Below are 14,700 nucleotides of genomic sequence, written 5' to 3'. Positions count from 1 at the left end.
ACGACCGACGAAACGAGTTTCCTCATGACACAGCATGTCGACGTACTGATCATCGGCGCTGGCTTGTCCGGAATCGGCGCGGCTTGCCACCTCATTCGTGAGCAGACCGGAAGTACTTACGCGATCCTCGAACGCCGCGAGAACATCGGTGGCACCTGGGACCTGTTCAAGTATCCCGGCATCCGATCGGATTCCGACATGCTCACCTTCGGATTCGGTTTCCGTCCGTGGATCGGAACCAAAGTGCTCGCAGACGGCGCCAGTATCCGTGACTATGTCGAGGAAACCGCCAAGGAATACGGCGTCACCGACCACATCAACTTCGGCCGCAAGGTCGTGGCAATGGACTTCGATCGCGCGACTGCTCAGTGGTCCGTGACCGTCCTGGTCGAGGCGACGGGGGAGACCGAGACGTGGACCGCGAACGTCCTCGTCGGCGCCTGTGGTTACTACAACTACGACAAGGGATACCGCCCCGCCTTCCCCGGTGAGGACGACTTCCGTGGTCAGATCGTGCACCCGCAGCACTGGCCGGAGGATCTCGATTACACCGGAAAGAAGGTAGTGGTCATCGGTTCCGGTGCCACCGCGATCACCCTGATCCCGTCGATGGCCCCCACTGCCGGTCACGTCACCATGCTGCAGCGCTCGCCCACGTGGATCCAGGCGCTTCCGTCCGAGGACCCTGTTGCCAAGGGTCTCAAGCTTGCACGCGTTCCCGACCAGATCGCTTACAAGATCGGTCGAGCCCGCAATATCGCACTGCAACGCGCCAGCTTTCAGCTCTCACGTACCAATCCGAAGCTGGCGAAGAAGCTGTTCCTCACCCAGATCCGCTTGCAACTCGGCAAGAACGTGGACCTGCGTCACTTCACCCCCAACTACAACCCGTGGGATCAGCGCCTGTGCGTGGTTCCCAACGGGGACCTGTTCAAGGTGCTCAAGAGCGGCAAGGCCGACATCGTCACCGACCGTATCGCCACGTTCACCGAGAAGGGCATCGTGACCGAGTCGGGCCGCGAAATCGAGGCCGACGTCATCGTCACGGCGACCGGCTTGAACGTACAGATCCTGGGCGGGGCGACCATGAGCATCGACGGCGAGCCCGTCAAGCTCAACGAGACGGTCGCCTACAAGAGCGTGCTCTACTCCGACATCCCGAACTTCCTGATGATCCTCGGCTACACCAACGCATCCTGGACGCTCAAGGCAGACCTGGCCGCGTCCTATCTGTGTCGCGTACTCAAGATCATGCGTAAGCGCGACTACACGACTTTCGAGGTTCACGCCGAACCTGAGGACTTCGCCGAAGAATCTCTCATGGGCGGAGCCCTGACCTCGGGCTACATCCAGCGCGGCGACGGAGAGATGCCGCGTCAGGGTGCCCGCGGTGCGTGGAAAGTGGTCAACAATTACTACCGCGACCGCAAGCTGATGCACGACGCCGAGATCGAAGACGGTGTGCTGCAGTTCAGCAAGGTCGATATTGCTGTCGTGCCTGATAGCAAGGTCGCCAGCGCATAGTCGGCTCCACCGGGGGATGGACCGGTCGTACCAGTGGGGACGTCGGAGAATGTGCTGGAGATGTTGCGTCGACGTACCCGCGTCACGGGGTTTGCGATCGGTGAGTTCGCTTCCGTAATCGTCGGTTGTGCACCACCACGGGAAGAACATAGGTAGCGACCATGATCACGGCGAGCAGTCCGAGATAGAGATATGGCCAGGTCCATCCCGCTGCTCGTATGGCCAGCAACGATCCGCCCATGATCAAGGGCATCCCGGCCCCGGCGAGCAGGTCGACGTCACGGGGCGAGACGGGTGGGGTTCCGAGCAGAGGTACGCGGCTGCACGAGTTTTCTCTGATCGTGCGCATCACTGACATGCAGTAGAGGGCGGCGCCGGCGATCGCGATCGCCGCGCCAAGTGCAACTTCGACGACGCCGGTTCTCGCGGACATCAATGCGTAGGCAAACACACCCACCGTTCCCAAAGTGACCGGTGCCGACTTCCAGATCGGCGTCGACTTATGGGTGTCGGTGGGAACACTGACCGGGCGCATCGGTTCGAGAGGCTCCATCAGCTCAGCGTGCCATGCGCCGCTCGGGAAACAAACTGCCTGTGCCGTTTCTGGCAGACTCCGGCTGCCTGGCCTGGATGTCGGGACCCCTCACTACGATTCTCATCGTGACCGATTACGACGATCTCGACATGTTCGGTGGCCTCGACGCCTCCTCCCTGCCGCTCCGCCAGCAGCAGATTCTGATGACCATCCGGGATCTCGTGGCTGCCAACGGGTGCACGCCGAGCACACGGCAGATCGGAGACGCGGTTGGTCTGCGCTCGACGTCGACGGTGTCCAAGCACCTCAAGAGTCTCGAAGAGAAGGGCTTCCTCCGTAGGGGAGCGGCCATGGCTCGGCAGTTGGACGTGCGGCCGTTCCTCGTAGGCGCGAAGGAACAGTCGTCGTCGAATACGGTGACGGTTCCGGTCGTCGGTGACATCGCGGCCGGCGCGCCGATCCTCGCGGAGGAGCACGCCGACGAGGTGCTTGCGCTTCCTCGCGAGCTCGTCGGCTCCGGCACGGTGTTCGGACTTCGGGTGCGTGGTGAGTCGATGGTCGACGCAGCGATCTGTGACGGTGACGTCGTCGTGGTGCGCCGCCAGGACGAAGCTCATTCCGGTGAGATCGTCGCCGCGATGATCGACGGCGAGGCCACGGTGAAGGTGCTCCGGCGTCGCGACGGTCACGTGTACCTCGAGCCTCGCAATCCCGCATACAGCGTCATCGACGGCGATCGCGCGGTCATCCTGGGCAAAGTTGTTTCCGTGATGCGCCGTATCTGAGAGGTGTCCGGTCTCAACGACGTCTGGCGCGGGGACCGCCGTATTCCTCATCGGTGACTTTGTCGCCCCATGTAGTTTCGGTGCTTCCGTCGCCGGGTCCTTCCCACAGTGCGAGGTGGCTCATGAAACGGTCGGGTGCCGCGCCGTGCCAGTGTTCCTCTCCCGCTGGGGTGTAGACGGTCTCACCCGGGTGGACTTCGACGATCTCGCCGCCGCGAGCTTGAACCAGCGCGGTACCGGAGACGATGTGGAGGGTCTGTCCGACTGCATGGGAGTGCCAGTCGGTTCGCGCGCACGGTGCAAAGCGAACCATGTTGGCGCGCATCCTCGACGGCTCCTGGCCGGCGTAGATGACGTCCCACCAGACGTCGCCGGTGAACCAGTCGCTGGATGCTTTGCTGGTGGGCTGGGGCTTCAAGATTTCCATGAGGTCTCCTCGGAATCGAAAGGGGCGGTTCAGTTCTGCGTCAGCGGAACAAGTCGAATGGTGTTGGGTGCGGCGGCGCGGCCGGTGACGGAGCCGACGATCTGCGGGCCGTAGCGGTCGTACTTGGTGTGATAGGCGGAGTCGATCGACGAGTGGGCATCCGGTGCGGCGGACTCGAACGCCACGTCCCGCTCGATTCCTCCTGCTCGGATTCGGCCCGTTCCACTTGCCGTTGCTCGGACGAACCACGGGTTGTCGGTTCCGTAGGCCGAGCGAACGTACAGTTGGTTGTCGGTACGGACAACCCAAATCGTGACGTACGGCCTTGCGGTTCCGTCTCGGCGGTACGAGGAGACCTGCAACTCCTCGGCGTCGCCGATCTTGGTCAGTTCAGCCTCGGTCCACGAGTGCGACATCTCGGCTTCCTTTCTCCTGGTCGAATTGCTTTGCGGTACTTCGCGTTCTCGTAGCCGGGACGATCAGTGCGAGGACGATGACGAGACAAGCGGCGAGCAGGGCGGTGCCTGCGGTGAGAGCCGTTGATACGTGATCGGTGAGTGCCGTTGTAGCGTCGTCGGCAGAGGATCCGGCGCCCGCGGAGACTGCGACGAGGATGCCGAGTCCGAGAGCACTGCCCAGTTGATGTGCAGTGTTGACCAATCCTGATGCGGCACCGGCATCTTCGGCCTGTACCCCGGAGATGCCAGCAGAAGTCAGTGGGGCGAAAGCCAACCCCTGTCCGGCGCCGATCAAGATCATCGGAAGTGCTATCGCAGTGAGGTACGTGCTGCCGGGATGGACCAGACTGAGCCACGCCATCCCGGCTAGGGTGACGGCAATGCCAACCGACAGAATTGCGGAATTTCCGAATCGCGGTGTCAGTCGCGGAATAAGCATCGCCACAGCAAAATTGACGATCGTCATCGGGAAGAAGGCGATGCCTGCTTGGAACGCGCTGAAGCCCATGACGCCTTGGAGTAGCTGAGTCGTGAAGTAGATGAATCCGATCATGGCACCCAGATAGAGCATTCGGGCGGCGTACGCCCCGGATCGCTCCCGGCTACGGAACAACCTCAGTGGCATGATCGGCTGCTCCGCTCTCGCTTCGTTGAGGAAGAGCAAGGTCAGTAGTATCGCCCCGGCCGCCAGTGTCGCAACGGTGATCGGTGAGGTCCACCCCGCTTCGGCCGAGTTGACGGTGCCGAAGACGAGCGCGGTCATCCCGAGTGTGGCGAGAACAGCGCCGGTCACATCGAAACGTCCGGAGTTGGGCTCGGTTTCCGGAATGAACCGGGGAGCGAGAGCGATCATCGCGATACCGATCGGAACGTTGATGAAAAAGCCTGCGCGCCAAGACACCCAGTCGGCAAGGGCGCCGCCGATCACGAGTCCGAGGCTGGCGCCTATTCCCGCAGCAGCGCCGTACCAGGCAACAGCGCGCGTTCGCTCCGGGCCGGGCGGGAAACTGGCGGTCAGCAGTGACAGCGACGCCGGGGCGACCACTGCTGCTCCGACGCCTTGGAGAGCGCGCGCTGCGATGAGCCACCAACCGTTCGGCGCGACCCCGACGAGAAACGACGCAATCGCGAAAATCGCGAGACCGGCCACGAATACGCGACGACGGCCGAAGATGTCCCCGAGACGAGCACCCAGCAGGAGAAGCCCGCCGAACACCAGGGTGTAGGCGTCCTGGACCCAGGACAGCCCGGTTGCCGAGTAACCCATGCTGCTTTGGATGCTGGGTAGCCCGGTGAAGATGATCGAATTGTCGAGCAGGATCATGAAATAGCTGATCAGAATGATCGCCAGGATCGCGGTGGGATTGATGCGACCGGCAACAGGACGGGTGGCAATGTGGGTCACGCGCATCTTCTTCGCAAGTGGTGGACTTTCGCAAGTGGTGGACTACGGGCGGACGAGGACCTTCAACGATTCACGGGAGTCCATGGCTCGGTAGCCTTCCGCTACGTCGTCGAGTCCGACGGTGTGGTCGAAGACCTTGCCCGGCTCGATCTTTCCATCGAGCACATCCGGCATCAGCTCTTCGATGTACGCGCGCACCGGGGCCGGTCCACCGGTGAGTGTGATGTTGGGTCCGAAGAGTGTCCCGAATCCGATTGGAGCTTCTTCGTATTGGGGTACTCCGACTCGGCTGATGATGCCGTCCGGTCGGACAACTCCGAGCGACTGCTCGTAGGCAGGCATGTGACCTACCGCTTCGAGGACGACATGAGTGCCGTCGCCTCCGGTCAGTTCGCGGACTTTCTCGATGCCCTCGTCTCCACGTTCGGCAACCACGTCGGTGGCTCCGAACTCGAGACCGAGATCCGTGCGGGTCTTGTGGCGCCCCATGAGGATGATGCGCTCGGCGCCGAGGCGTTTGGCGGAGAGCACTGCCATCAGCCCCACGGCTCCATCGCCGATGACCGTGACCGTCGTGCGTTGGTTGACGCCACCCTTGACCGCCGCGTGATAGCCGGTGCCGAAGACGTCGGAGAGTGTGAGCAGTGACGGTAGGAGTTCGGAATCCTCACCGACCGGCGCCTTGACCAGGGTGCCGTCTGCCAACGGCACTCGGATGGCCTCTGCCTGACCGCCTCCGATCCCGTTTCCGGCCCAGAATCCACCGTGTCGGCAAGACGTCTGCAAGCCTTCGCGGCAGAAGTCGCACGTCCCGTCGGACCAGGCGAAGGGGGCGATGACGAAGTCGCCCTTCTTCAACGTGGACACCTCGCGACCGGTCTCTTCGAGCACTCCGACAAATTCGTGGCCCATCGGGGAACCACCGGGTGTGGCCGGCATGTTGTGGTAAGGGTGCAGGTCAGAGCCGCAAACGCACGCCCTGACGACCCGCACGATCGCGTCCGTCGGCTGCTGCAGTGCCGGATCGGGCACGGTCTCGACCCGAACGTCTCCGGCGCCGTACATGATGGTTGCTCGCATGGTGTCCCCTCTTGCTTCTGGTGTCGCGTGCTTCGAAGTCGACGTTTCGGCGTGGACCGGTCGACTGCAATCAGTCAACGCCGCGCCTCGCGGGCGCGGGAGTGTCTGTTGTTCCAGGTAACGGCAGTACCTCCCTCGGTCTTCTCCGCTCGCCGGTGTGAGCATCGACTACTACGTGCGCATGGAACGCGGAAATCTGGCGGGAGCGTCGGACTCGGTGCTCGAAAGCCTTTCCCGAGCACTGCAACTCGACGAAGCCGAAACTGCCCATTTGTACGACCTCGCGAAGGCCGCCAGTGCAGGCGCACCGAGTAGAAAGCGGCCCGCCCCCAAGGGCGTGAGCCCGGCGATTCAGCAGATACTCGACGCCATCACCGACGCGCCGGCGTGGGTACGTAATGCCAGGCACGACATGCTGGCGGCCAATCGTATGGCGCGCGCGTTGTATTCGCCGGTGTTGGCCGATCCACGTAGGCCGGCGAACTACGCCCGGTTCGTGTACCTGGACCCGGCATCGCAGGACTTCTTCGTGGATTGGGAGCGCGCGGCAGACGACATCGCCGCGATGCTCCGCTCGGAAGCGGGGCGCAATCCCCATGACAGGGCGCTGACCGAGCTCATCGGTGAACTTGCCACTCGCAGTGAGGTATTCCGCACCCGGTGGGCGAAACACAATGTGCGCTTTCATCGGACGGGATTCAAGAAGGTTCGTCACCCCGTCGTCGGCGACCTGGAGCTGAACTTCGAGGCGATGGAACTGCCGTCCAATCCCGGGCTGACACTGCTGGTCTACACCGCGGCGCCGGGGACGCCCACGGCTGACGCACTCAAACTCTTGGCGAGTTGGGCGGCAACCCAGGATCAGCTGGATCCGGCGAACGACAGCGAAGCGGCGCTCTGAATTCGATCGGCAGGTAGTCGTGCCGATTCAGCTCAGATGCGTTACTGCCCAAGCTACCTGGTCTCCACCTCGTCGTTTCGCCCGATACATCGCGTTGTCGGCATCGGCAAGAATCCGATCGATGGTTCCCGAAGCGTCCGGGATTGTCGAGGACAGCCACACGCTGGCTCCGACGCTCACGGAAATCGACTGCCGGCCGGCGGGCCGCGATATCGAATTGTGAATGTCCACCACGGTTTGTTCGATGCGACGTGGCTCCACGGGCATGAGAATCACGAACTCGTCGCCGCCAGTCCGCGCAACCAGTCCGACCTCTCCGACCACCGAGTTCAGGCGCCGGCCGACTGTCACCAGCATCCGATCGCCTTCCGCGTGACCCAGTTTGTCGTTGACGCTCTTGAACGAATCGACATCGATCACCACCGCAAGGACTACGTGTCCTTGGAGTTCGCCGACACCGAACAACTGTTGCCAGACATTGTGCAGCCCACGTCGATTCAGGGCAGCGGTGAGTGGATCACGCCAAGAGTGTCGTGCGTCGTCGGTCAAATACAGGACGAGGAAATGCACGGTCATCGAAGCTGAAGCGATAACACACCCGATGACGAATCCAGTGGACACCGACAGCGAAGAGTCGGTATCCGGATCGGTTACAGCTCGAATTGTCAGTAGCGCAACGACGAACAGCGCGCCGGTGATCTGTGCGGTGACTATTCGAGGGCTGTGGAATACCGACGAATAGTTCGCGACGACCACGAACAGGACGGTGCCGGTCAATGCCAGGAAGCTCGAATGGATTCCGGCGAGAAGTGTCAAGGACAAGCAGATATTGGTGAGCGAAACGAAACGAACGGATTGATGGTGACTCGGCCAAGACCGTCCGAGTGACCAGCGAATCATGCAGTAGAGCGCGATCATGCATGCTGCGCCCGCCGCGAGCCGTTCAGGGAGCTCGGTTGCGCCACCCTTCACGAATTGAGCCAGTACGGCGAGTGCCACGAACACAGCACACCAAAAGGTGACGACCACCCTGGCTGTCCCCAACATCGATCGAGCAGCCAGGAACCTCGGGAACCATTCGCCGTCGTACGCAAGAGACCACCAGCGACTCAACAGTCCCGTTGTTTGACGAATGTTCTGCCCCAACCCCGCAGCGCCACTGACTCCCATGAAACCCCCTCCGAGATCTTGCGAAAATTCCCGGAAGATTCTTCGTCAAGATTTGATCCCCGAACAAGGTACCCGATAGTTGAACGATGGATTGCCGTCTCGTGGGGTGTGGGCTGCTCTAGGGTGTGATCGGTGTGGTCAGGATCTTTCTGAGTGCCGGAAGGTCCAGGGTTGCAGCAAGATCTGCAATAGTGACCCCCGACAGTGATGCGCGCCAGGCTTTTTCGGCGTCGGCCATGACCTTGGCGATTCCGCAGGCGGAACGGCACTGTTCCGGTGGGGCGGCGAGGATTCCTTGCTGTCGAATCTCCGTGCACCGGAACGCAGGTTCGGTGCCGTCAACGGCCTGTACGACGTCGAGAACGGTGATCTTCTCGGGAGCCCGGGTGAGAACGTACCCGCCGTCTCGGCCCTCGGTCGGATTGACCAGACCGGCGTGCGCGAGCGCTCGCAGATGCTTCGCCAGGTATGTCTTCGACACCCTGTGAAGTTCGGCGAGTCTGGCTGTGGGTACCGGCCCTTCGGACTGGCTCAGAACCACGCAGCAGTGGAGTGACCACTCCACGCCTCCGGAAAGCTTCATGATTGGACTCTATCGACGCCGCGGAAAGCGGTGCGGGCCGGACGTCGCTCGAGTTGTCGACGTCAGGCCTTCTCGGCAAGCCACGCGTCGTATGTTGTCGGCGCGATCCATGCATCTGCACCGGGTGTCGGGGTCAGTGCCGAGTTGTCGAGTTTCGCGCCGAAGTAGCCGGCTTCGGGATCGGAGATAACCGAACGCTTGTCGCCGGTGACGAGGAACAAGCGCCGGACCAGTTCGTCGATGCCCAGCGGTTCGGGTCCGGCAATCTCGACCGTGCCGTTTTGCGGCGCGCCGGTCACTACCTCGGCGACGTGGGACACGACGTCTCGAGACGCGATGGGTTGCAGATGTCCCGGCGTTGCGTGGACGGCGCCGTCGGTGGTTCCCGCGTCGGCGATTCCGGCGACGAACTCGAAGAATTGGGTCGATCGGACGATCGTGTAGGGGGTCGGGCCCGCTTTGACCAGGTCTTCCTGGGCGACCTTGGCTCGCATGTACCCGGAATCGGGCAGTCGATCGGCACCCACGATGGACAGGATGACGTGGTGCCCGACGCCTGCCTTCTCCTCCGCGGCGAGGATGTGGCCGGTTCCGTCGCGGAAGAAGGCCAAGACGTCGTCGTCCGACCATGACGGGGAATTGGTCAGATCCACGACGACGTCGGCACCCTCGACTGCCTCGGCGATACCTGCGCCGGTGGTGATGTCGATCCCGTCGCCGCGACCGAGCGCCTTCACGTCGTGCCCGGCGTCAGCGAGCTTGGCGGCGACCTGGCTTCCGATGAGTCCGCTTCCGAAAATGACGATCTTCATGTTTTTCTCCTTTACTCGGATAAGTAGTGTCCAAGTATACTCGGACACCACTTATCCAAGTCAAGGGTTGCCCGGTCAGTCGAAGAGTTCGGCGGCCAGTGCTTCGTAGGTCGCGATCGGATCACCTTCGGCGGGAAGTGCTTGGATCGCAACGTGATCGGCACCCGCCGCGACATGCTCCCGAAGTCGATCCGCGATGGACTTCGCGGTACCCCGCGCAACCAGGGCGTCGATGACGCGATCGTTCCCCTCGTTGGCCAACTCTTCGGGCGCAAAACCGAGGCGCTCGAGATTGCTCGTGTAGTTGCGCAGATACAGATACGGGTTGGCGACGGCGGGGCGACCGATTGCTCTGGCCTTCTCCGGATCGGTTTCCAGGACAACCTTGTGCTCGGGGGCCAGGATCTTCGAAGGGCCGAGGATTTCGCGAGCTTCGGCCGTGTGTTCGGGGGTGGTCAGGTACGGATGCGCGCCGGCGGCGCGAGCGGCGGACAGTTTCAACACCTTCGGCCCCAGTGCGGCGAGGACGCGCCGCGCTTCCGGGACCTGGGCCGCGTCGAGTTCGTCGAGGTACGACACGAGCGAGGCGTACGGCTTGGTGTAGTCGCCGGTAGCCTCCGGATGTCCGACGCCTACGCCGAGCAGGAATCGACCCGGGTGCGCGGCTTCGAGTCGGTGATAGGACTCCGCCACCTCAGCCGCAGGTGAGGACCAGATGTTGACGATTCCGGTTGCCACGGTGATGTGCTCGGTCGCGTCGAGAAGTTTCTCGGCGATCCGTAGATCGGCGCGTGGGGAGCCGCCGATCCAGATGGTGCCGAAACCGAGTTTCTCGATCGCAGTTCCCAGCTCGGGCGGCAAACCAGCCGCTCCTCGCCAGATTCCGTAGGTTCCCAGGTCAGGTGTTTTCGTAGTCTCCGTCACAGCGGGTGCAACTCGGCTGCTGCCGGGATCTATTCCTTCCGTCGTCATTTGCCCGGCGCGCGGTAGTCGGTCGGTCGCTTGACTGCCTCGTCGATCTGCTCCGGCGTGAGCAGTGTGATCGACTCCGAGCGTGCTGCACCTGCCGCAGCCGTGCGAATGCTCAATGCGGCTGCCGCGACGTCGTCCGGCAGGTTGCCGATCACGAACATGTCGTGACCGCCCAGTGCGAAGTGGCAGGATTCGACAGTGCCACCGATGCTTTCGACCATTCGCGTTATCGCGTCGCGCCGCGCAGTGCCTCCCTCCTGCTGTAGACCGGCGGCGCCGGAGGGTGAGTACGTCACTTGCCAGAGGTATTTCGGCATTTCCACTCCTAGCTCGGGATGGGTACTTCGATCGTGTACCCGTAGGGCGCTCGGTGGCAATGGGTAGGGGACAATCACGGCATGGTTGGAACTCCGGTGATCGTGACTATCGTGTCCGTGTGTGTAGGTTTTGTGATCTTCATGCTCGCTGCCAGTGGTGCACGCGGAAAGTGGGACCGTCGCCTCGTGATCGCGTTGTTCGTCGGTGCGGTGGTGTGCCTGACCGTCGTACCGGTATCCGTCGCGCTCAGCGCCGGAGTTTGAAACACGGAGTGCCAAAACGCTCGAGTGCCGCTTAGTCTGAATCGATGGCAGATATTCGGGTAGGTATCTCCGGGTGGACGTATCCCGCGTGGCGCGGAGATTTCTATCCGAAAGGTCTTGCTCACCGCAAAGAATTGTCTTATGCCGCAGAGAGATTGGCGTCGATCGAGATCAACGGCTCGTTCTACGCGCTGCAGAAGCCGGAAAGCTACACCAAATGGCGCAGCGAAACTCCCGAAGATTTTGTGTTCGCGATCAAGGGCGGCCGGTACATCACACACATGAAACGGCTGCTCGACGCCCGTGACGGACTCGCCAACTTCTTTGCCGCCGGAACGCTCGCCCTCGGCCCCAAGCTCGGGCCGATTCTGTGGCAACTACCTCCGACGCTGCAGTTCGAATCGCAGCGATTGGCCGACTTCTTCGACGGTCTTCCCCGTACCACGCAGGCTGCAGCAGATCTGGCAGCACAGCACGACGACAAACTCACCGAAGACCGAGTGTTCGCCCAGACCGAGAGGGACGTGCCGATTCGCTACGCGGTGGAAGCGCGGCACGCCAGCTTCGAGACCGACGAAGCCGTGGACCTGATGCGCGAGCACTCCATCGGTTTTGTCGTCGCAGACACAGCCGGCAGGTATCCCCGCATCACCACTCCTACTGCCGATTTTGTCTATGTGCGGATGCACGGGGACAAGGAACTGTATGCGAGTGGGTACACCGACGAAGCTCTGGACAAGTGGTCCAAGCGCTTTCGGGACTGGATGGACGAGGGCCTCGACGTGTACGTCTACTTCGACAACGACATGAAAGGCTTTGCGCCGCACAACGCAATGTCCTTGTTGGAGCGGCTGCGCTGACGGATCGCCTGGCCTGTCGGTGGGATGTGGAAGGCTTCCGCATGAACACGAGGACCGAGGAGATACCACGATGACGCCAGAACAGCGGACGCCAGAACAGAGCTGGCCGACGCATTGGCCGAAGGTCGCCCGTGACATCGCCGATGCCACGGCCGACGCACTCGCCGCGGTGCGGGCGGCAAATCGTGACGGACTACTCGTGGCTGTCGAGGAACTGCGCGGGCTCTCGTTCGAGCAGGTCAGCTCGGTTCACGCGGCGATCGTGCGCGAATTGCTCGAGGACACGCATCCGGACGGCTTGTCCAGCGAGGACGTGCAGGATGCGCTCACCGCCTGCGCCAAGTCCACGATCGTGTGGCTGCCGGATCTGGACGTGCAGGCGCTCGCTGCGGTCTACACCGGGGCGCTCGGGATCTCGGATCTGGAAGACGATTCGTTCCGTATCGGGCACGGCGCGTACCTGCGTTCGGCGGTTCTGGTCATCGGGAGTTTGTCGACCGGAGTGAAGAAAGCTCAGAGCGCGTACATCATTCGTGCAATCGGCGAAATCGCACGTGCTCAGACCATCGAGATGCCCTGAGCGTCAGTTCGTAAATCGAATTAGGCTGAGGTCATGTCCAAGATCGCCAGCGCAGATCGTGTGTCGTTTGCCGAGCTCCTCGAATTCGTCAGGCCGCGCCATCGGGCCACGTTCGTCACGGTGAAGAAATCCGGCGAGTTGCAGATCTCTCCGGTGACGTGCGGGGTCGACGACGAGGGTCGGATCGTCATCTCCACGTACCCGGAACGGGCCAAGGCCGCGAATGTCCGCCGCACCCCCGGCGGTGTCTCTGTGTATCCACTCCGACGAGTGGAACGGCCCGTACGTCCAGGTGAACGGAACCGCGGAGTTGATCGACCTCCCGGACTCGGTGGAACCGTTGGTCGACTACTACCGATCCATCGCCGGTGATCATCCCGACTGGGACGAGTACCGCGAAGCCATGCGCAAGCAGGGTAAGAGCCTGATCCGCGTCACCGTCGACTCCTGGGGTCCGATCGCAACAGGCGGGTTTCCGCCCGGACGCTGACGCTATCGAGCAGGCGGCGAGAGTTCGACTACATGCGCGTCTTTGGCGGCCAGCGGCTCTTTGCAGTGCGCGCACACAACTTGGGCGTGCAGGATCTCACCGCAACGGTGTTCGACGACGGTTGGCGGTGGACCCGTCGTCGCAAAGGCGTCCCCCCATTCCATGAGCGCCATCAGAATGGGATAGAGCGCCTTCCCTGATTCGGTGGCGACGTATTCGTAGCGCGGTGGATGGTCTTCGTAGCGTCGCTTCGTGAGGACGTCGGCGTCGACAAGGGTGCGTAGACGCGCGGCGAGGATGTCGCGGCTGGCTCCCGTGCCCGCGGCGATCTCGTCGAACCGTCGTTGCCCGAGGACGATTTCTCGGAGCACCAACAGTGACCACTTCTCGCCGACGACCTCCAAGGCGTTGGCGATGGAGCAGTTGCGTCCTTTTGTCGCCGTCATCTCTGGGCCCCTGTTAGTTGGAAATGTTAGTTGGGAATTCCAACTTAGCACTTGACGGCATGTATTCGAGGGCGGAAGGTAGGTCGAGAAATCCAACGGAGCAGATGAGGGGTCGTCATGACGGAATTGAATCTCGAGGCAGCAAGCGGATTCGTCAGCGCTGCCGGATTGCAACTGGACGAGGTGTCTGGCACGAAGGTTGTCGGGCACATCGATCTGTCCGAGGCACACCACACTCCGTGGGGCGTTGTCCACGGCGGCGTTTACACGACTGCCGTCGAGTCGGCCGCGAGCATCGGGGCGAGTACCGCAGTGGCGGACCGTGGCGAATTTGCCGTCGGAGTGCACAACGGAACGGATTTCCTGCGGGCGCGTACGGGTGGGCGCGTGGACGTCGTGGCTGTGCCGATACAGCAGGGACGCGTTCAGCAGTTGTGGTCGGTGGTCATCACCGATCCGGAATCGGGGAAAGAGGTGGCGCGCGGTCAGGTGCGCTTGCAGAACGTGCCGCTGCCGAAGTAGGTCAGTCCCAGATCCCCGAGTCGATGTTGAGTGAGATGCGTTTGAGCAGTGCCGTCAGTTGGGCACGTTCGTCCTCGTCGAGTCCGGTGAGTACTTGACGGTCTCGCTCGACGCGTCGGGGAAACTCTGCCTCGACCAATGCGCGACCGGCATCGGTGAGTTGAAGCAGAACCACTCGTCCGTCGTGTTCGAAGCGCTGACGCTCGACAAAGCCCAGCTTGGCCAGGCGGTCTGCGTGTTTTGTGGTGGCGGCGCCGCTGACCATCGTGACGGCGGTGACTTCGCTCGCCCGCAGGGGACGGTCACTGCGAGCGAGTGCACTCATCACGTCGAATTCGGCGCGAGAGACCCCGCTGGACGCCAGTGCGCGGTCGAGCTGGTGAAGAGACTGCGCGTTGATGCGGGCGATTCGGCCCATCACTTCGACGGGGGCGGTGTCGAACTCCGGGTAGGCGCGCTTCCATTCGCGACGGACTTTGTCGATGAAGTCGTCTTCGGATCTGTTCGCCGCGCCCATGGCCCCATCTTAGCGACAGATTTCACATTACTTCACAAGTAATTTACTAGTG

Annotated in this window: 18 protein-coding genes and 2 pseudogenes; 8 read left to right on the top strand and 12 right to left on the bottom strand. The window is 62.4% G+C overall.

Going from position 1 to position 14,700, the window contains the following annotated elements; translation table 11 throughout:
• Positions 1-24: 24 nt before the first annotated feature.
• Positions 25-1,524 (top strand): NAD(P)/FAD-dependent oxidoreductase, encoded by a 1,500-nt coding sequence (locus RHP72_RS26050; RefSeq protein ID WP_003940522.1) that lies wholly within the window; start codon positions 25-27, stop codon positions 1,522-1,524.
• A gap of 82 nt (positions 1,525-1,606) precedes the next feature.
• On the opposite strand, the gene RHP72_RS26045 is transcribed toward RHP72_RS26050, so the two are convergent.
• Complete coding sequence (locus tag RHP72_RS26045; protein WP_064687809.1) at positions 1,607-2,077, bottom strand: hypothetical protein; 471 nt, start codon at positions 2,075-2,077, stop codon at positions 1,607-1,609.
• A gap of 77 nt (positions 2,078-2,154) precedes the next feature.
• Between RHP72_RS26045 and lexA the strand changes: the two genes are divergently transcribed.
• Positions 2,155-2,844, top strand: coding sequence for a transcriptional repressor LexA (gene lexA, locus RHP72_RS26040; protein ID WP_174519486.1), 690 nt, complete (start codon positions 2,155-2,157; stop codon positions 2,842-2,844).
• A 13-nt stretch (positions 2,845-2,857) separates the two neighbouring features.
• Here lexA and RHP72_RS26035 read toward each other — a convergent pair whose 3' ends face one another.
• Genes RHP72_RS26035 through RHP72_RS26020 form a run of 4 tightly spaced genes read right to left on the bottom strand, consistent with a single transcriptional unit; the run spans position 2,858 to position 6,214 of the window.
• Positions 2,858-3,271 carry a cupin domain-containing protein gene (locus RHP72_RS26035; RefSeq protein WP_311094000.1) on the bottom strand — a complete coding sequence of 138 codons (414 nt, stop codon included), beginning with the start codon at positions 3,269-3,271 and terminating at the stop codon, positions 2,858-2,860.
• Between the two features lie 29 nt (positions 3,272-3,300).
• The gene (locus RHP72_RS26030) at positions 3,301-3,687 is read right to left on the bottom strand and encodes a DUF2255 family protein (protein ID WP_007729735.1); all 387 of its coding nucleotides are present in this window, start codon (positions 3,685-3,687) and stop codon (positions 3,301-3,303) included.
• The gene (locus RHP72_RS26025) at positions 3,662-5,140 is read right to left on the bottom strand and encodes an MFS transporter (RefSeq protein WP_311093999.1); all 1,479 of its coding nucleotides are present in this window, start codon (positions 5,138-5,140) and stop codon (positions 3,662-3,664) included. Before RHP72_RS26025 ends, RHP72_RS26030 begins: the two co-directional genes overlap by 26 nt.
• 36 nt (positions 5,141-5,176) lie before the next feature.
• Entirely contained in the window at positions 5,177-6,214 is a 1,038-nt protein-coding gene (locus tag RHP72_RS26020; protein WP_311093998.1) for a zinc-dependent alcohol dehydrogenase family protein, read from the bottom strand.
• A gap of 148 nt (positions 6,215-6,362) precedes the next feature.
• Between RHP72_RS26020 and RHP72_RS26015 the strand changes: the two are divergent.
• A pseudogene (locus RHP72_RS26015) lies at positions 6,363-7,115 on the top strand (helix-turn-helix transcriptional regulator); the annotation flags it as partial.
• A 27-nt stretch (positions 7,116-7,142) separates the two neighbouring features.
• Here RHP72_RS26015 and RHP72_RS26010 read toward each other — a convergent pair.
• From RHP72_RS26010 to RHP72_RS25990, 5 genes are all read right to left on the bottom strand, one after another.
• The gene (locus RHP72_RS26010; RefSeq protein WP_311093997.1) at positions 7,143-8,285 is read right to left on the bottom strand and encodes a diguanylate cyclase; all 1,143 of its coding nucleotides are present in this window, start codon (positions 8,283-8,285) and stop codon (positions 7,143-7,145) included.
• Positions 8,286-8,403: 118 nt separating this feature from the next.
• The gene (locus tag RHP72_RS26005; protein WP_311093996.1) at positions 8,404-8,868 is read right to left on the bottom strand and encodes an Rrf2 family transcriptional regulator; all 465 of its coding nucleotides are present in this window, start codon (positions 8,866-8,868) and stop codon (positions 8,404-8,406) included.
• A gap of 62 nt (positions 8,869-8,930) precedes the next feature.
• Positions 8,931-9,680, bottom strand: coding sequence for an SDR family oxidoreductase (locus RHP72_RS26000; RefSeq protein WP_047271926.1), 750 nt, complete (start codon positions 9,678-9,680; stop codon positions 8,931-8,933).
• Between the two features lie 75 nt (positions 9,681-9,755).
• Positions 9,756-10,604: an LLM class F420-dependent oxidoreductase gene (locus RHP72_RS25995; RefSeq protein ID WP_039973116.1), complete on the bottom strand. Its 849-nt coding sequence runs from the start codon at positions 10,602-10,604 to the stop codon at positions 9,756-9,758.
• A 44-nt stretch (positions 10,605-10,648) separates the two neighbouring features.
• Entirely contained in the window at positions 10,649-10,969 is a 321-nt protein-coding gene (locus RHP72_RS25990) for a GYD domain-containing protein (protein WP_007729728.1), read from the bottom strand.
• Between the two features lie 81 nt (positions 10,970-11,050).
• Here RHP72_RS25990 and RHP72_RS25985 point away from each other — a divergent pair, with 81 nt between their 5' ends.
• The 4 genes and pseudogenes from RHP72_RS25985 to RHP72_RS25970 all read left to right on the top strand — a co-directional run bounded on the left by RHP72_RS25985 (position 11,051) and on the right by RHP72_RS25970 (position 13,163).
• The gene (locus tag RHP72_RS25985) at positions 11,051-11,233 is read left to right on the top strand and encodes a hypothetical protein (protein ID WP_007729726.1); all 183 of its coding nucleotides are present in this window, start codon (positions 11,051-11,053) and stop codon (positions 11,231-11,233) included.
• Between the two features lie 44 nt (positions 11,234-11,277).
• Positions 11,278-12,093 carry a DUF72 domain-containing protein gene (locus RHP72_RS25980; RefSeq protein ID WP_136470894.1) on the top strand — a complete coding sequence of 272 codons (816 nt, stop codon included), beginning with the start codon at positions 11,278-11,280 and terminating at the stop codon, positions 12,091-12,093.
• Between the two features lie 70 nt (positions 12,094-12,163).
• Positions 12,164-12,673 (top strand): hypothetical protein, encoded by a 510-nt coding sequence (locus RHP72_RS25975; RefSeq protein ID WP_030536492.1) that lies wholly within the window; start codon positions 12,164-12,166, stop codon positions 12,671-12,673.
• 33 nt (positions 12,674-12,706) lie between these two features.
• Positions 12,707-13,163, top strand: a pseudogene (locus tag RHP72_RS25970) (PPOX class F420-dependent oxidoreductase).
• A 2-nt stretch (positions 13,164-13,165) separates the two neighbouring features.
• On the opposite strand, the gene RHP72_RS25965 reads toward RHP72_RS25970, so the two are convergent.
• Positions 13,166-13,609 carry a helix-turn-helix domain-containing protein gene (locus tag RHP72_RS25965; RefSeq protein ID WP_064687803.1) on the bottom strand — a complete coding sequence of 148 codons (444 nt, stop codon included), beginning with the start codon at positions 13,607-13,609 and terminating at the stop codon, positions 13,166-13,168.
• A gap of 117 nt (positions 13,610-13,726) precedes the next feature.
• Here RHP72_RS25965 and RHP72_RS25960 point away from each other — a divergent pair, with 117 nt between their 5' ends.
• On the top strand, positions 13,727-14,131 hold the full coding sequence (locus tag RHP72_RS25960) for a PaaI family thioesterase (RefSeq protein WP_019745591.1): 405 nt from the start codon (positions 13,727-13,729) through the stop codon (positions 14,129-14,131).
• Position 14,132: 1 nt separating this feature from the next.
• Here RHP72_RS25960 and RHP72_RS25955 read toward each other — a convergent pair whose 3' ends face one another.
• Positions 14,133-14,648 (bottom strand): MarR family winged helix-turn-helix transcriptional regulator, encoded by a 516-nt coding sequence (locus tag RHP72_RS25955; RefSeq protein ID WP_003940222.1) that lies wholly within the window; start codon positions 14,646-14,648, stop codon positions 14,133-14,135.
• Positions 14,649-14,700: the final 52 nt, after the last annotated feature.

This window comes from Rhodococcus sp. SG20037, from assembly GCF_031763325.1.
GTDB classification, from domain to species: Bacteria; Actinomycetota; Actinomycetes; order Mycobacteriales; family Mycobacteriaceae; genus Rhodococcus_F; species Rhodococcus_F qingshengii.
Note: the sequence above shows the minus strand (reverse complement) of the source record. Positions and strands in the feature narration are given on the sequence as shown.

Coding starts and splice junctions, on each gene's coding strand:
- RHP72_RS26050 (WP_003940522.1), top strand. CDS start 25: ATGACACAGCATGTCGACGTACTGATCATCGGCGCTGGCTTGTCCGGA.
- RHP72_RS26045 (WP_064687809.1), bottom strand. CDS start 2,077: ATGGAGCCTCTCGAACCGATGCGCCCGGTCAGTGTTCCCACCGACACC.
- lexA (WP_174519486.1), top strand. CDS start 2,155: ATGTCGGGACCCCTCACTACGATTCTCATCGTGACCGATTACGACGAT.
- RHP72_RS26035 (WP_311094000.1), bottom strand. CDS start 3,271: ATGGAAATCTTGAAGCCCCAGCCCACCAGCAAAGCATCCAGCGACTGG.
- RHP72_RS26030 (WP_007729735.1), bottom strand. CDS start 3,687: ATGTCGCACTCGTGGACCGAGGCTGAACTGACCAAGATCGGCGACGCC.
- RHP72_RS26025 (WP_311093999.1), bottom strand. CDS start 5,140: ATGCGCGTGACCCACATTGCCACCCGTCCTGTTGCCGGTCGCATCAAT.
- RHP72_RS26020 (WP_311093998.1), bottom strand. CDS start 6,214: ATGCGAGCAACCATCATGTACGGCGCCGGAGACGTTCGGGTCGAGACC.
- RHP72_RS26010 (WP_311093997.1), bottom strand. CDS start 8,285: ATGGGAGTCAGTGGCGCTGCGGGGTTGGGGCAGAACATTCGTCAAACA.
- RHP72_RS26005 (WP_311093996.1), bottom strand. CDS start 8,868: ATGAAGCTTTCCGGAGGCGTGGAGTGGTCACTCCACTGCTGCGTGGTT.
- RHP72_RS26000 (WP_047271926.1), bottom strand. CDS start 9,680: ATGAAGATCGTCATTTTCGGAAGCGGACTCATCGGAAGCCAGGTCGCC.
- RHP72_RS25990 (WP_007729728.1), bottom strand. CDS start 10,969: ATGCCGAAATACCTCTGGCAAGTGACGTACTCACCCTCCGGCGCCGCC.
- RHP72_RS25985 (WP_007729726.1), top strand. CDS start 11,051: ATGGTTGGAACTCCGGTGATCGTGACTATCGTGTCCGTGTGTGTAGGT.
- RHP72_RS25980 (WP_136470894.1), top strand. CDS start 11,278: ATGGCAGATATTCGGGTAGGTATCTCCGGGTGGACGTATCCCGCGTGG.
- RHP72_RS25975 (WP_030536492.1), top strand. CDS start 12,164: ATGACGCCAGAACAGCGGACGCCAGAACAGAGCTGGCCGACGCATTGG.
- RHP72_RS25965 (WP_064687803.1), bottom strand. CDS start 13,609: ATGACGGCGACAAAAGGACGCAACTGCTCCATCGCCAACGCCTTGGAG.
- RHP72_RS25960 (WP_019745591.1), top strand. CDS start 13,727: ATGACGGAATTGAATCTCGAGGCAGCAAGCGGATTCGTCAGCGCTGCC.
- RHP72_RS25955 (WP_003940222.1), bottom strand. CDS start 14,648: ATGGGCGCGGCGAACAGATCCGAAGACGACTTCATCGACAAAGTCCGT.